Genomic DNA, 14,512 nt, shown 5'->3' with positions numbered 1-14,512 from the left:
GATTCATCACGGACCGGCGTGTCAGGGCCTGATGCCCGGCAGCGCCGCCAACGCCTTCTCCCAGATCTGTCGCGTTCGCATCCACACCACTTCCTGCCAGTCCGGGTCGGCTGGGTAGAACTGTTCCAGCAATCCTTGTTTGATCGCCCGTCCCGTTTCGTCCAGTGGGTCGCCGTGCAGGTGCAACCAGTGGTCGTCACGCAGGTGCTGGTGCACCTCAGCGCCAGGGTACGTCCCGCATTCGATCACGAACGGCATCAGATGCACGCCGGGCAAGGCATCGAGCAACATCTGCGAGGTGTACCCGGTGGAGGTCGCGGCGACCCCGGTTGCGCTGATCTGGTTGGCGCCGGTGATGAGCGTGAACAGCCAAGGGCCGAACAATGCCCTGGCGTCTTCCAGCGCCGGATAACCTGACTCGACGATGCTCATCAGCATCGGATGGCCGTAATCTCCCGCGCCGGTGTGCAGATCGAAGCAGGCCGCCACCTCAACGCCGCTCAGGTGCCTGGCAACGATGCTGCGCAACGTTCGGTTCGACCAGCTCGGACCCTTGCCGCCATAGAACAGGCCATCGGCGAATTCATACTGCCCCGCTTCCACGACCGACATCAGGCTCGACCAGCCGCGTTCGGCGATGGCGGCGTTGAACAAGGCGTCGGCCTGATCGCGCAACGGCCCGCACAGCTGTTCGCACGCGTAGAGGGCATGCACGTCCCGGTAGGCACGGTTATCAGGCAACGGTCTGGCGAAGTTCAGGTAGTTGCGGTTCTGATCGAGGTTGTCCTCGTTGACCCGACGCATCCACGCGGTACCCCACGGATTGATCAAGTGAATCATCAACACCGCGACGCCTTCGGGCAGTGCGCGGCCCTTGAGGCTTTCAAGCCAACGGCTCTGGCAATCAGAACCGTAATAACCCTCCACACCGTGGGTCCCGCTCAGTGCCACCAGCACCTTGCGGGCGTCGGGCGGGCCGATCCAGGCGACATCGGTGAACAGACACTCACCAAAGGGGCCGGCAAGCGGATGCGGGTATTCGCTCAGGTCAGCACCGAGTGCGGTGGCGGCCTTCAGGAAACGTTCGCGCAGCGCGCGGTAACCGGGCTGGGTGGGGAAAAACTGGCTCATCGAAACCCTCGAGAATAAGGACCGAATCAGGCTCGGCGCACGGACCGTTTTACCGCCTGAACCGCAGTGCTTCAAATTTGTTACAAAAAAAGCGCTTATTGGCACATTTTTTTCAGGGAATTTTCACAAGTGGGACGTCAGTACCACCCGCAGGCCCGCGAACTCAACAAAACCGCGAGTCTACGCTGCCCATCGGTGCGCAACACGCACCAAAGTGCAGGAAACGGACATTACCCTGTCCATAAACAGTGCAGGACGCCAACCACAAGTCTGACGTCCGTCGACAAGGAATTCGAAACGTGTACCTCATTGCCCGACCGTCATCGACCACCCCTCGCTTAGCCATAAGCCCCTCGCCCGCTCGTCCTGCGTCATCGTCAGTCAGCCTCGGCTCGATGCCCGGCGGTGCCTGTTCCAGCGCCTGACCGTTCAGGCTCATTCGGCTTCACACCCGACGCAGATCCGCGCCGAACGCCTTTATTTTTTGCAGCACCCGCGACACCAACTTTTATTTGTTAATCACGGACGCATCCGATAAGCGCGGCATTTGCGCTTTTATAAAACAGGACTTTTTGGCAGAGAGTACTCGGCATCCGAAGTGCCACATATTAAATAGCCATCATCAAACAGATGGACGCTTGTGATCATCCCAAGGAAAGTCTCAAGCCACTTATGTGACTGACCAGTCACTAACTAAGAGGACACGTGCCATGCACAGCTAACTCATTACGCACCAATTCGAACCCAAGTTATCGGGTTTGGTGCACACACTTCCGATTGATGTAAGACGAGGCACTGCGAAACTTTCCCGGCGCACTCAGCGGACCCGCTCGCCCCGATTTTTTGATTGGTTCAATTGGTCCGCGTTTGTCCACGGCCGCTTTAAACAGGGATTCGATAAAAAATTACAAGAATGCGACATATCGGTCGTAAAGCCTGGAAACATCGTCCTAGACGTACTGGCTGGCACAGCGGTTGCTATTACTGCCCTGTAGACCTCTCGACACACTGTCGTACTTCGACGTACACAAACAAGAAATCAGGGAACATCCATGTCGTCTCCATAGCCACTGCAACCTGACTCATTCCGATATAAGAGCCGACGATTTCATTGTCGCTCACGGGTGTTTTGCGCCTTATATACGTGCAAGCATCAGGCATTCGAACATTGATTAAATGTTTGAACGGAACCTTATTGCCCTTCAACTAAACGAGGGAGCTTTAATGAACGACGCGGTAAAGATGAACGCCTTGCCCGATCCGTCCCCGGATGAACTTTCCAGGGTCTGGCCGAGTATTCCGTTCAAGGAAAACACCTCACGACCTGGCGGATTGAACAGGCCGCAAGTGTTGTTATTGATTGCCGCTTCAGTCCTTATTCACGGCGCCATCTGGTGGTACATGCACACTGCAAAAGCCGAACTTGCGGAAGTTGCGCCGCAGGTTCCTGAAATGACCGTGGAATTGACCAGCGCGACGCCGCCGACACCCGAGCCGCCACCGCCTGAGCCCCCACCGCCTCCGCCGCCACCCCCTCCGCCGCCGCCTCCGGAGCCAGAACAGCCCGTGGAAGACCCGGATGCTGTCAAGCCGCCGCCTAAACCGGTGGAGAAGCCGAAGGTCGAGAAGCCCAAGCCCGTGAAAAAGCCGGAGCCGGTGAAAAAGCCGACACCGCCCTCACCGCCGGTGCCAGCCGCGCCCAGTACACCTGCGGCGCCCGCACCGGCCGCGACTCCCGCGCCGGCAGCCCCTGCAGCGCCCGCGGCCCCAGCCGCGCCGGTCAAGGAAACGGCAGCCATTTCGGGGCTGGCAAGCCTGGGTAACCCGCCACCGGAATACCCAGGCGCGGCCCTGCGCAAAGGCATGGAAGGTCGCGTGATCCTGCGCATCAAGGTGCTGCCCAACGGCCGCGCTGGCAGCGTCGAGGTGACCAAGTCCAGCGGCAAGCAGGTTCTCGACGATGCGGCCGTGGAGACGGTGCGCAACTGGAAGTTCATTCCGGCCAAGCGCGGCGACACGCCCATCGAGGGCTTTGCGACCCAGACCATCGATTTCAAGTTACCGGAATGACCCGGCAGGCAAACCACTGACAACTCTTATTTAGCTGGTGAGGTTTAACCATGAACGAATCGCTCTCTTCCATGATTGTCCCCGGCGTGCTCTGGGCTCTGGTGCTGTTCTCGGTGCTGAGCTGGGGATTGCTGTTGATCAAATCCGCGCAGTACCTGAAACAGAAAACCCAGAACCGGCAGTTCACCAAGGCGTTCTGGACCGCGCCGGACTTGCTCACCGCCGCCGAACATGCCACGCAGTATCCGGGTTCGCTGGCGCGCATCGCCAACAGCGGCTTCGAAGCCATGGCCGTAGAAGACACTCCGCGCACCACACAGCAACTGGCGCACACCATCAACCGTTCGGATCGTCTGGAGCGCAACCTGCGGCAACAGATCCAGAAGGAACGCCGCTCGCTCGAGGCCGGGCAAGCGATTCTTGCCAGTATCGGCAGCACCGCGCCCTTCATCGGCCTGTTCGGCACGGTCTGGGGAATCATGGAAGCGTTGCAGAGTATCGGCGCCAGCGGCTCCGCCAGCCTGGAAACCGTCGCCGGCCCCATTGGTCATGCCTTGATCGCCACCGGGGTCGGCATCGCGGTCGCGGTCCCGGCCGTGCTGATTTACAACTTCTTCCTGCGCCGCCTGAAACTGGCCGTGGCCGACATGGATGACTTCGCCCATGACTTCGACGCCCTCGCCCAGCGCAGCGCCTTCGCCGTCAGCCGCCAACCCATCGCCCACAAACAGGGCCAATCGGTCAAGGAGGCGAGCTGATGTCGTTCTCTACTCAAGACAGCGATGAAGTGCTCAGCGAAATGAACGTCACACCGCTGGTGGATGTGATGCTCGTGCTGCTGGTGGTGTTCATCGTCACGGCCCCGCTGATGACCAACGCAATCAAGGTCAACCTGCCGAAAACCGACGCCGTCGCCCCCGCTGAAAAGAAAGACCCGGTGGTGGTCAGCGTCGATCAGGACGGCAAGTTCTACCTGGCCAAATCCGAGATTGCCCCGGAGTCCCTGGAGATCAGCCTCAAGGACGTCAAGGCCAAAGACCCCGAGGTGCGCGTGCAATTGCAGGCCGACACCAGCGTCAACTACGGCCAGGTGGCCAAGGCGATGGCGTCGATCGAGCGCTCGGGGATCACGAAGATTTCGGTGATGACCTCCAAATGATGCAGCGATAGAAACGCGGCTGCGGCGACCCGCAGCCCTGCACACCCTACTCCCGATGTAACGGCCGTCCATGGCTTGGACCATGGAGGGGAGCGGCTTGCCTGGAAAAAGTGGATTTCCCGACCGCCACAACCGCGTCGGAGCAACGAGGGCTCACAAGGCCATTTCAATAACATCTGGAATAAATCGGAAATTACCATGCTGATGAGTTTTCCTGGTTTTACCGTCAAGCCTCTTGTTTTCGCTGTACGACGGCACCCGCGCGCATGGATCTGCGCACTGGCCGTGGGGATGAGTTCGGCACAGGCCGCGGACAGCACCGATGCCGCTGCCGATGCCGCCCCGGCCAGCGAAGCCGCTGTGCCCGCTGCAGCCGCCGCCGTGCCGGCCACCACGCAATTGCAGCGGGTTGAAGTGACCGGTTCGGCCGTGCGCCGCGCCGATGCCGAAACCGCAGTGCCGGTGACGATCCTGCGTGCCGAAGAGCTGAAAAAACAGGGCGTGACCACCACCGAGCAGATGGTCCAGCGCATCACCGGCAGCCAGTCGATGTACAACAGTTCGGGCTCGGTCGGTGCCTCCACCGGCGGCGCGTCCTATGCGGACATGCGCGGAATCGGCGCGAACAAGACGCTGGTCCTGCTCAACGGCCGTCGTCTGGCCAACAACGCGTTGTCGGGCGTCGGTACTCCGAACGGCAGCGCCATCGACCTGAACATGATCCCGTTCGCGGCCATCGACCGCATCGAGGTGCTGCGCGACGGCGCGTCTGCGCTCTATGGCACCGATGCCATCGGCGGCGTGATCAACTTCATCACCAAGAAATCGCTGAACGAAGGCACTCTCAGCCTCGGCGGCGACACCCCGACCGCCAGCGGCGGCGGCGCCAGCAAAGACATGAGCGCCAGCTGGGGTTTCGGCGACCTGGAAGAAGACCGCTTCAACGTGATGGGCGTGTTCAACTACAACAAGCAGCAGAACCTGGACGCCAACGACCGCTCCTTCGCCAAGGACTATGTGCCAGGACGCGGCCTCAACCAGACTTCCGGCACCGCCTATCCCGGCAACTACTACCAGGGCAACAACAGCGCCAACCCCCTCGGCCCGAACTGCTCCGGGCCAAGCCTGGTGGGCGTCGACGGCGTGTGCCGGTTCAGCACCCGCGAGTACATCGACCTTTTGCCCGAGACCGAGAAGACCTCGTTCTTCGGCCGCGCCACCGGCAAACTGGCCGAAGACCACAATGTCAGCCTCGAGTACTTCTGGGCGCGCAACAACAACGCCACCAACATCGGCCCTGCGCCGCTGACCGGCCTGAGCATCGATCCTTCCTCGCCTTACTACCCCGGCAACGGCATCACCCCTGCGCCGACCAACTTCCCCCTCGATCCCACCCAACCGGTGGACACCGCCTGGCGTGAGACCGCCGCCGGACCGCGAGGCGGCAAAGACCAGAACACCAGCCAGCGATTGCTGCTGACCTTCGACGGCACCGTTGGCGGCTGGGATTACAACGTCGGCGCGAACTACAACCAGAACAAAGTGCTTTCCTCCGTCACCTCCGGCTACGTCAGCGACGCCGCGATGCGCGCAGGTCTGGCCAGCGGCCTGCTGAACCCGTTCGGGCCGCAGTCGGCGGCCGGTCAGCAATACATCGAAAACGCCGCGTACCACGGCCAGTACTCCAGCGCCGTCGGCCGCGTGTATGGCTTCGACGGAAAAGTCAGCCGCGAGATCGGTGACTGGTTCGGGGCCGGCCAGGCCGGTCTGGCCCTGGGCGGTGAATACCGCAAGGAAAAACTGCATCAGGATTACGAGGCGTTCGTCGACGACATCAGCAGCCTGGGCCTGGACTCGGCGGGCAGCGTCTCCGGGGACCGTAGCGTCAAGGCCGAGTACGCCGAACTGAACGTGCCGGTGCTCGACAGCCTGGAACTGACCGCCGCCGTGCGTCATGACAAATACAGCGACTTCGGCAGCACCACCAACCCGAAATACTCGTTCCGCTTTCAGCCGTTCAAGGAGCTGGTGCTGCGCGGTGCCTACAGCGAAGGCTTCCGCGCCCCTTCACTGTATGAGCTTTATGCCCCGCAAAGCCTGAGCTACACCCAGGGTTACTACAACGATCCGACCCTCTGCGCCGGCGGTGTCGTGCAACCTGGCGGTCAGGCTGGCCGAGACTGTAATCAGCAGTTCCTCAACCTGAGCGGTGGCAACGCCGACCTGGCGCCGGAGAAAGCCCGTAACGTCACTGTGGGCTTCGTTTATCAGCCGGTCAGCAACCTGTCCATGGGCCTGGATTTCTGGTGGATTCACATTTCCAACCAGATTCAATCCTTCCCGGAATCCACCGTGTTCGACCAGGCCGATCTCTACGGCGATCGCATCATCCGCAACGCCGACGGCTCGATCGCCAACATCGTGACCGGCAACTCCAACCTGGGCATCGTCAAGACCAGCGGGGTCGACGTCACCCTGGATTACCGCTTCCCGAACACGCCTTACGGCCAGTTCGGCCTCGGTCTGACCGGCACGTACGTCAACCGCTACGACTTCCAGAACACCATCGACGGCCCGTACACCGACAAGGTCGGCGACTTCCAGGGCGACGGCGTGATCGCGCGCTGGAAACACGTTCTGATCGGCACCTGGAACCTGGGCGACAGCCGTGCATCGCTGACCAACCGGTTCACCAGCGGCTACAACGACTACGACCGCACCACCAACGGCACCGTACCCTCGTACTCGCTGTGGGACCTGTCGGTCGGGCATACCTTCGACAAGGTGCTGGACATCGACGCCGGGGTGAAAAACCTGTTCGACCGCGATCCGCCGTTCACCAACCAGGCCTACAACTTCCAGTCCGGCTATGACCCCCGTTACGCCGACCCGCTGGGCCGCACGCTGTTCGCTCGCGCCACGTACCACTTTTAAGGCCTGAACCCGACGCGCTCATGCTCCGGCGCGTCGGGCGACTTCTGCGAAATCGCGCCCCCGGCTTGCAGGTCTCATCCACCTCCCCCGGCCGGGGGATTTTTTCTCAGCGCTTTGCATGCGTCGATCTGCAAACCAAGGATTGCCCGAACATGAGTGCCTCCCCCCTCACGCTGCGACGGCTGCTGCCCGGCATCGCACTGCTCTACACCGTGGTGTTTTTCATTTCGCTGCTCTCCGGCGTGCCCATGGCCCTCGCGACCCCGGCCCACGCTTTGACTGTGTACGGCGAAGCGCCCAAATACCCCGCCGGTTTCATGCACTTTGACTACGTCGATCCCTATGCCCCCAAAGGCGGATCGATGAGCCGCGCCGCCGAAGAAATCGGCCAGTACAACTACCTGACGCCTTATGTCGATCAAGGCATTGCGGTCAGCCAGATCGATACCTGGGTCTACTCGCCGCTGGCCTATCGTTCGCTGGACGAGCCTTACACCGTGTATGGGCTGGTCGCGCAGAAACTGGAGCGCGACCCGGACAACCGCTGGGTACGGTTCTATCTGAACCCCGACGCCCGTTTCGACGACGGCACGCCGATCACCGCTCAGGACGTGCAGTACACCTATCAGACCCTGATCACTCAGGGCAGCTTCAGCTACCGGCCGCTGTACGCCGACGTCAAGGACGTGGTGATCGAGGCGCCGGGGCAGATTCGTTTCGACTTCAAGGACAACCTCAACCGCACGCTGGCACTGGATCTGGCCAGCATGCGCATCCTGCCCGAACACTGGTGGAAGACCCGGGACTTCAGCAAAGGCGGTGGTTTCGAGCCGCCGTTGGGCAGCGGCCCCTATCGCGTCATAAGGGTCGATCCCGGACGCAGTGTCAGCTTTCAGCGGGTGAAGGACTGGTGGGCCAAAGACCTGCCGGTCAGTCGCGGCCTGTACAACTTCGACACCCTCACGGTGAATTTCTACGGCGACACCGACGTCGCACGGCAATTGGTGCAGGCCGGCAGTTTCGATTACAACCGTGAGTATTCCTCGGCCGGGTACGTGGTCGGCTATACCGCCCCGACGCTGCAGGACGGCCGATTGCAAAAGACCATTCTGGCGAAGAAGCGTCCGGTGGCCGGCCAGGGGTTTGTCTTCAACCTCGACAAGCCGGTCTTTCAGGATCGCCGCGTTCGCGAAGCGCTGGCGATGCTTTGGGATTTCGAATGGGTGAACGGCCAGATCATGCGCAACTTCTATGTGCGCGAGCAGACCTACTTTCCCAAAAGCGAAATGGCCGCCACCGAGCTGCCGGATGCGCAGGAGCTGAAGATTCTCGAGCCGCTGCGCGGGCAGATCCCGGACGAAGTGTTCAATCAGGTCTGGCAGGCGCCGCGCACCGATGGCAGCGGCTATATCCGCGACAAGCAACTCAAGGCGCTGAAGCTGCTCGCCGACGCAGGCTGGCATGCGCAGCACAATCGTCTGGTGAACGCCGCAGGTCAGCCGCTGGAGTTCACCTTCCTCGATGGCCAGGGTGGTTTCGACCGGCTGGTCCTGCCGTACAAGCGCGTATTGGCGCAGATCGGCATTACCCTGAATTTTCGAAAGGTGGACTCGGCGCAGTACATGAACCGGCTCAATGCCCGGGACTACGACATGATCGTCGTCACGCTGCCCAACAACGGCAACCCGATCCTGTCGCCCGGTCGCGAGCTGTACAACCTGTTCGGCTCGCAGAGCGCGCGGCAGGTCGGCAGTTCGAACGCCATGGTCTTGCGCAACCCGGCGGTGGACGCCCTGATCGACGGGCTGGTGGCCGCCAACACCCGCACCGACATGCTGCATTACGCCCGCGCCCTGGACCGGGTGCTGCTGTGGGGTTTCTACATGATTCCGAATTACTACTCACAGGGCACGCCCGCGGTGTTCGCCAACCGCTTCGGCAGACCCAACGTCGAGCCGATGTATGACGTCGGCCTGGACACTTGGTGGCAGGTCAGCCCGACGCCGCTGACCAACCAGCAGATGGCCGAACGCCTGGCGCCGCAGGCCAGTGCGCAGTCCGCAAAACCGGAGCGTCGTTGACATGCTGACGTATGCAATGCGGCGTCTGCTGCTGATCATTCCCACCCTGCTGTGCATTCTGGTGGTCAACTTCCTCATCGTGCAGGCCGCACCCGGCGGCCCGGTGGAACAGGCGATCGCCCGGCTTCAAGGTCTGAGCCCGGCCGCCGGCGTCGGTGGCGGCGGCGCAGAAGTCGCGGCCACCGGCAGTGTCAGCCGCAGTTCACAGGGACTGGACCCCGAACTGATCGAGGCCATCCGGCATCAGTACGGGTTCGATAAACCGATGCACGAACGGCTGTGGCTGATGCTCACCCACTACGCCCGACTTGATTTCGGCAGCAGTTTCTTTCGCGGCGCGACGGTCACCGGTCTGATCGCCCAGAAGCTGCCGGTCACGCTGTCGCTGGGACTCTGGGCCACGCTGATCACCTACCTGATCTCGATTCCACTGGGCATCCGCAAGGCCGTGCATCACGGCAGCCGGTTCGACGTCTGGAGCAGCACACTGATCATCGTCGGCTATGCGATCCCGGCTTTCCTGTTCGCCATCCTGCTCATCGTCGTGTTCGCCGGCGGCAGCTACCTGAGCTGGTTCCCGGCGCAAGGGCTGGTGTCGGACGACTTCGACAGCCTCTCCACCTTCGGCAAACTGCGCGACTATCTCTGGCATCTGGTGCTGCCCGTCAGTGCGCTGGTCATTGGGGGTTTCGCGACCTTGACCCTTCTGACCAAGAACAGTTTTCTCAACGAAATCAGCCGCCAGTATGTGGTCACGGCCCGCGCCAAGGGCCTGAGCGAACAACGCGTGCTGTACGGCCACGTGTTCCGCAACGCGATGTTGCTGGTCGTGGCCGGCGTGCCTCAGGCGCTGATCGAGGTGTTTTTCGCCGGGTCGCTGCTCATCGAAACCATTTTCGGTCTCGATGGCATCGGCCGCATGAGTTACGAAGCGGCCGTCTCCCGTGATTACCCGGTGGTGTTCGGCACGCTGTTTCTGTTCACCCTGTTCGGCCTGCTGATCAAACTGGTGGGCGACCTGTGCTACACCCTGGTCGACCCGCGCATCGACTTTTCCACGAGGAGCGCGTGATGTTCGAGTTCTCACCGCAAAGCAAGCGACGGATGGCCCTGTTCAAGGCCAATCGCCGCGGCTGGTGGTCATTGTGGATATTCGTCGGGCTGCTGGTGGTCTGCCTCCTCGGCGAATTGATCGCCAACGACCGGCCGCTGGTCGTCAGCTATCAGGGCCATCTGTATTACCCCGCTCTGCATCAGTATGAGGAAACCCGATTCGGCGGCGAGCTGCCCTTCGAGCCGGATTACGCCAGCGACTACGTGCGCAAGCTGATCGAGTCCGCAGGCGGCTGGATGCTCTGGGCACCGATCCCGTTCAGCTACGACACCATCAACTACGACCTCAAGGCGCCCTCGCCCAGCCCACCCAGCGCGCGAAACTGGCTGGGCACCGACGATCAGGCGCGGGACGTGATGGCGCGGGTGCTGTTCGGTACGCGGGTATCGATTCTGTTCGCCCTGCTGCTGACGGCCATCAGCACCGTCATCGGTGTTTTCGCCGGGGCGATTCAGGGTTATTACGGCGGCCTGGCCGACCTGATCGGTCAACGCTTGCAGGAAATCTGGTCGGGCCTTCCGGTGCTGTACCTGTTGATCATCCTCTCCGGATTCGTCGAGCCGGGTTTCTGGTGGTTGTTGGGCATCATGGCGCTGTTTTCCTGGCTGGCACTGGTGGATGTGGTGCGTGCCGAGTTTCTGCGCGGGCGCAATCTGGAATACGTGAAAGCCGCCCGGGCGCTGGGCCTGACCGACAGCGCGCTGATGCTGCGGCATATCCTGCCCAACGCCATGACCAGCACCCTCACCTACCTGCCGTTCATTGTCACCGGCGCCATCGCGACCTTGACCGCGCTGGATTTTCTCGGCTTCGGCATGCCGGCGGGCAGCGCATCGCTGGGTGAGCTGATCGGTCAGGCCAAGCGCAATCTGCAGGCGCCCTGGCTGGGCCTGACCGCGTTTTGCGCGCTGGCGCTGATCCTTTCCCTGTTGGTGTTCATCGGCGAAGCCTGCCGTGATGCCTTCGACCCCAGAACCTGAGAGCTCCCCATGACAGAAGCCATGCACGAGAACCTAATCGACATTCGTCAGTTGCGCGTCGCCTTCAAGGGCGTCGAGGTGGTCCACGGCATCGACCTGACCCTGCGGCGGGGAGAATGCCTGGCGCTGGTGGGTGAGTCCGGGTCCGGCAAGTCGGTGACCGCTCACTCGATCCTGCGCCTGCTGCCCGCGCAGAGCGTCAGCACGCAAGGCAGCATTCGCTACAACGGCGTTGACCTGCTGCGCGCCAGCGACCGCCAGTTGCGTTCGCTGCGCGGCAATCGCATCGCGATGATCTTTCAGGAGCCAATGACCTCCCTCAACCCACTGCACACGGTGGAGAAGCAGATTGGTGAAATCCTGGCGATGCACAAAGGGCTCAAGGGCAAGGCCGCCCGTGACCGCACCCTCGAGCTCCTGGAACTGGTCGGCATCCACAATCCGCTGCACCGGCTCAAGGCTTACCCTCATCAACTGTCCGGAGGGCAGCGACAACGGGTGATGATTGCCATGGCGCTGGCGAACGATCCCGACCTGCTGATCGCCGACGAGCCCACCACCGCGCTGGACGTGACGGTGCAGCTGAAGATTCTGGAATTGCTCAAGTCATTGCAGGCGCGCCTGGGCATGTCGCTGCTGTTGATCAGCCACGACCTCAATCTGGTGAAGCGCATTGCGCAACGGGTCTGCGTGATGCGCGCCGGTGAGATCGTCGAGCAGGCCGACTGCCAGACGCTGTTTGCCAATCCGCAGCATGAATACAGCCGATTGCTGATCAATGCCGAACCCGACGGCGAGCCGGTGCCGACCGTGCACCCGCAAACCTTGTTATCCGTGGACGACCTGAAGGTCTGGTTCCCGCTGCCCAAATCGCTGTTCCGGCGCGAGCGGCAGTACATCAAAGCGGTGGATGGGGTCAGCTTCGAACTGCTCAAGGGCAAGACGCTGGGGATCGTCGGCGAATCCGGGTCGGGCAAGTCGACGCTGGGTCAGGCGATCCTGCGGCTGATCGACTCCGAAGGCAGCATCCGCTTTGCCAACAAGGAGCTGAGCCTGCACAGCCAGCACCTCATGCGCCCGCTGCGCAAGCGCATGCAGGTGGTGTTTCAGGACCCGTTCGGCAGCCTCAGCCCCAGGATGACCGTGCAGCAGATCATTGCCGAAGGCTTGCTGACCCACGGCATCGGCACGCCACAGGAGCGCGAACAGACCGTCATCCGGGTGTTGCAGGAAGTGGGGCTCGACCCGCAGATGCGGCATCGTTATCCCCACGAGTTTTCCGGCGGGCAGCGCCAGCGGATCTCCATCGCTCGAGCGCTGGTCCTGGAGCCGGACCTGATCCTGCTGGACGAGCCGACCTCGGCGCTCGATCGCACGGTGCAGAAGCAGGTGGTGGCGTTGCTGCGCGACCTGCAGATCCGCCATGGCCTGACCTATCTGTTCATCAGCCATGACCTGGCCGTGGTGCATGCGCTGGCCCATGATCTGATCGTGATCAAGGACGGCAAGGTGATCGAACAAGGCGCGTCCCGGGACATCTTCGCCCATCCGCAGCAACCTTATACGCGGGAGCTGTTGAAGGCGTCGGGCCTGGCATTTGCGAGGTAGCGCAGAGGATGGGTCAATACTTGAGGATTCGACCCGACAGGGCTGTGGGCGTGCGCTCGCTCTCGCAGGGGCTGGCGCAGGTCTGGTGCAGGGCCAGGGTTCCCGATACACCTTGCAACACCTACTACACTGACGGGCGAAAGCGTATCATCGCGCCCCAGTTTTCTTGCCTCGGTGCCTCTTATGTCCACACTACCGCTCACCTCCGCCGAACGTCGTGGCTGGTCATTCTGGTGGAAACCCCTGGTGTTTCTGCTGGTGGCCGCCATTGGCCTGTACTACGTCAAGTGGTCGCCGTATTACCTGAAATCCTTCGTGGCCGCCGACACTCACAACATTGGCGGCTCAATCATCAACGACAACCCGGCCAACCCTTGGACGGCGGCACTGGCCTACGCTCAGGTGTACTTTCTGGCGATCTGGAAAGCCGCTGTACTGGCCGTGATCCTGGGTTCGTTGTTACAAGTGCTGATCCCCCGTGACTGGCTGCTGAAGATGTTCGGCCGTGCGGGCCTCGGCTCCACCGTACGCGGCGGCCTGTTCGCCCTGCCCGGCATGATGTGCAGCTGCTGTGCGGCACCGGTGGCTGCCGGTCTGCGCAAGCAACGGGTCTCGGTGGGAGCAGCGCTGGCGTTCTGGATCGCCAACCCGGTGCTCAATCCGGCCACGCTGGTGTTCATGGGTTTCGTGCTGGGCTGGGGATTTACGGCGCTGAGACTGGTGGCCGGGATCGTGCTGGTGATCGGGGTTTCACTGGTGGCGCAGCGCATCTCGCGCCCGGACGTCTTGCCCGAGCCCGCCGTGGAAGCGGTGACTGAAGCCGAGACGCCGGTGCAAGGCAGCCTGCTGAGCCGTTGGGGCAAGTCGATCTGGCAGCTGTTCTGGACCACCATCCCGATCTACGTCGTGGCGGTGCTGGTGCTGGGCGCCGCACGGGTCTGGCTGTTCCCTCACGTCGACGGCGCGATGGGCAATGGTTTGCTGTGGCTGGTCCCGCTGGCGATCGTCGGCACGCTGTTCGTGATTCCGACCGCGGCGGAAATCCCGATCGTGCAGACCCTCATGACCCTTGGCCTGAGCACCGCCCCGGCCGTGGCCCTGCTGATGACCCTGCCGAGCGTGAGCCTGCCGTCCCTGCTGATGCTGCGCAAATCGTTCGACGCCCGGGTGCTGGTGACCGTGGGTGTACTGACGATGGTGATCGGCGTAATCAGCGGCCTGATCGGCGCCGCATTGCTATAGACCGCTGCCTTCGCCTTCCCGGCTAAAGCCGGTCCTACGGAAAACTTGCAGCCTCTGTAGGACCGGCTTTAGCCGGGAACAGGCCGGTGCATGCCGTGGAGATGTAGCGTCTGGCAATCAGTCTTCGCGGGACAAGCCTGAACTGGCCTAATGATCCCGGACACCTCTTAAGGGCGATATGATTCGCCCAATC

10 protein-coding genes are annotated in these 14,512 nt (G+C 62.1%); 9 read left to right on the top strand and 1 reads right to left on the bottom strand.

Going from position 1 to position 14,512, the window contains the following annotated elements; translation table 11 throughout:
- Positions 1-21 precede the first annotated feature (21 nt).
- Complete coding sequence (locus QRN36_RS07435; RefSeq protein ID WP_285423466.1) at positions 22-1,131, bottom strand: DUF2817 domain-containing protein; 1,110 nt, start codon at positions 1,129-1,131, stop codon at positions 22-24.
- A gap of 1,224 nt (positions 1,132-2,355) precedes the next feature.
- Here QRN36_RS07435 and QRN36_RS07430 point away from each other — a divergent pair.
- The 9 genes from QRN36_RS07430 (at position 2,356) to QRN36_RS07390 (ending at position 14,319) form a co-directional block, all read left to right on the top strand.
- Entirely contained in the window at positions 2,356-3,201 is an 846-nt protein-coding gene (locus QRN36_RS07430) for an energy transducer TonB (RefSeq protein ID WP_285423464.1), read from the top strand.
- 50 nt (positions 3,202-3,251) lie between these two features.
- Positions 3,252-3,959, top strand: coding sequence for a MotA/TolQ/ExbB proton channel family protein (locus QRN36_RS07425; RefSeq protein ID WP_093458802.1), 708 nt, complete (start codon positions 3,252-3,254; stop codon positions 3,957-3,959).
- A complete protein-coding gene (locus tag QRN36_RS07420) occupies positions 3,959-4,360 on the top strand; it encodes a biopolymer transporter ExbD (protein WP_074756720.1) in 402 nt (133 codons plus the stop codon). The genes QRN36_RS07425 and QRN36_RS07420 overlap by 1 nt, the downstream gene beginning before the upstream one ends.
- Before the next feature lie 198 nt (positions 4,361-4,558).
- Positions 4,559-7,294 carry a TonB-dependent receptor gene (locus QRN36_RS07415; RefSeq protein ID WP_285423463.1) on the top strand — a complete coding sequence of 912 codons (2,736 nt, stop codon included), beginning with the start codon at positions 4,559-4,561 and terminating at the stop codon, positions 7,292-7,294.
- 152 nt (positions 7,295-7,446) lie between these two features.
- On the top strand, positions 7,447-9,375 hold the full coding sequence (locus QRN36_RS07410; protein WP_285423462.1) for an extracellular solute-binding protein: 1,929 nt from the start codon (positions 7,447-7,449) through the stop codon (positions 9,373-9,375).
- Position 9,376: 1 nt separating this feature from the next.
- A complete protein-coding gene (locus QRN36_RS07405) occupies positions 9,377-10,447 on the top strand; it encodes a microcin C ABC transporter permease YejB (RefSeq protein ID WP_285423461.1) in 1,071 nt (356 codons plus the stop codon).
- A complete protein-coding gene (locus QRN36_RS07400) occupies positions 10,447-11,469 on the top strand; it encodes an ABC transporter permease (RefSeq protein WP_285423460.1) in 1,023 nt (340 codons plus the stop codon). Before QRN36_RS07405 ends, QRN36_RS07400 begins: the two co-directional genes overlap by 1 nt.
- A gap of 21 nt (positions 11,470-11,490) precedes the next feature.
- Complete coding sequence (locus QRN36_RS07395) at positions 11,491-13,077, top strand: ABC transporter ATP-binding protein (protein ID WP_285423459.1); 1,587 nt, start codon at positions 11,491-11,493, stop codon at positions 13,075-13,077.
- Positions 13,078-13,260: 183 nt separating this feature from the next.
- On the top strand, positions 13,261-14,319 hold the full coding sequence (locus QRN36_RS07390; RefSeq protein WP_285423458.1) for a permease: 1,059 nt from the start codon (positions 13,261-13,263) through the stop codon (positions 14,317-14,319).
- Positions 14,320-14,512 lie beyond the last annotated feature (193 nt).

The organism is Pseudomonas sp. efr-133-TYG-103a, assembly GCF_030209235.1.
In the GTDB taxonomy this organism is placed as follows: Bacteria; Pseudomonadota; Gammaproteobacteria; order Pseudomonadales; family Pseudomonadaceae; genus Aquipseudomonas.
Note: the sequence above shows the minus strand (reverse complement) of the source record. Positions and strands in the feature narration are given on the sequence as shown.

What these genes read in the sequence shown, in the direction of transcription:
- QRN36_RS07410 (WP_285423462.1), top strand. Translation starts at nt 7,447, where the DNA reads ATGAGTGCCTCCCCCCTCACGCTGCGACGGCTGCTGCCCGGCATCGCA.
- QRN36_RS07400 (WP_285423460.1), top strand. Translation starts at nt 10,447, where the DNA reads ATGTTCGAGTTCTCACCGCAAAGCAAGCGACGGATGGCCCTGTTCAAG.
- QRN36_RS07430 (WP_285423464.1), top strand. Translation starts at nt 2,356, where the DNA reads ATGAACGACGCGGTAAAGATGAACGCCTTGCCCGATCCGTCCCCGGAT.
- QRN36_RS07425 (WP_093458802.1), top strand. Translation starts at nt 3,252, where the DNA reads ATGAACGAATCGCTCTCTTCCATGATTGTCCCCGGCGTGCTCTGGGCT.
- QRN36_RS07405 (WP_285423461.1), top strand. Translation starts at nt 9,377, where the DNA reads ATGCTGACGTATGCAATGCGGCGTCTGCTGCTGATCATTCCCACCCTG.
- QRN36_RS07415 (WP_285423463.1), top strand. Translation starts at nt 4,559, where the DNA reads ATGCTGATGAGTTTTCCTGGTTTTACCGTCAAGCCTCTTGTTTTCGCT.
- QRN36_RS07395 (WP_285423459.1), top strand. Translation starts at nt 11,491, where the DNA reads ATGCACGAGAACCTAATCGACATTCGTCAGTTGCGCGTCGCCTTCAAG.
- QRN36_RS07420 (WP_074756720.1), top strand. Translation starts at nt 3,959, where the DNA reads ATGTCGTTCTCTACTCAAGACAGCGATGAAGTGCTCAGCGAAATGAAC.
- QRN36_RS07435 (WP_285423466.1), bottom strand. Translation starts at nt 1,131, where the DNA reads ATGAGCCAGTTTTTCCCCACCCAGCCCGGTTACCGCGCGCTGCGCGAA.
- QRN36_RS07390 (WP_285423458.1), top strand. Translation starts at nt 13,261, where the DNA reads ATGTCCACACTACCGCTCACCTCCGCCGAACGTCGTGGCTGGTCATTC.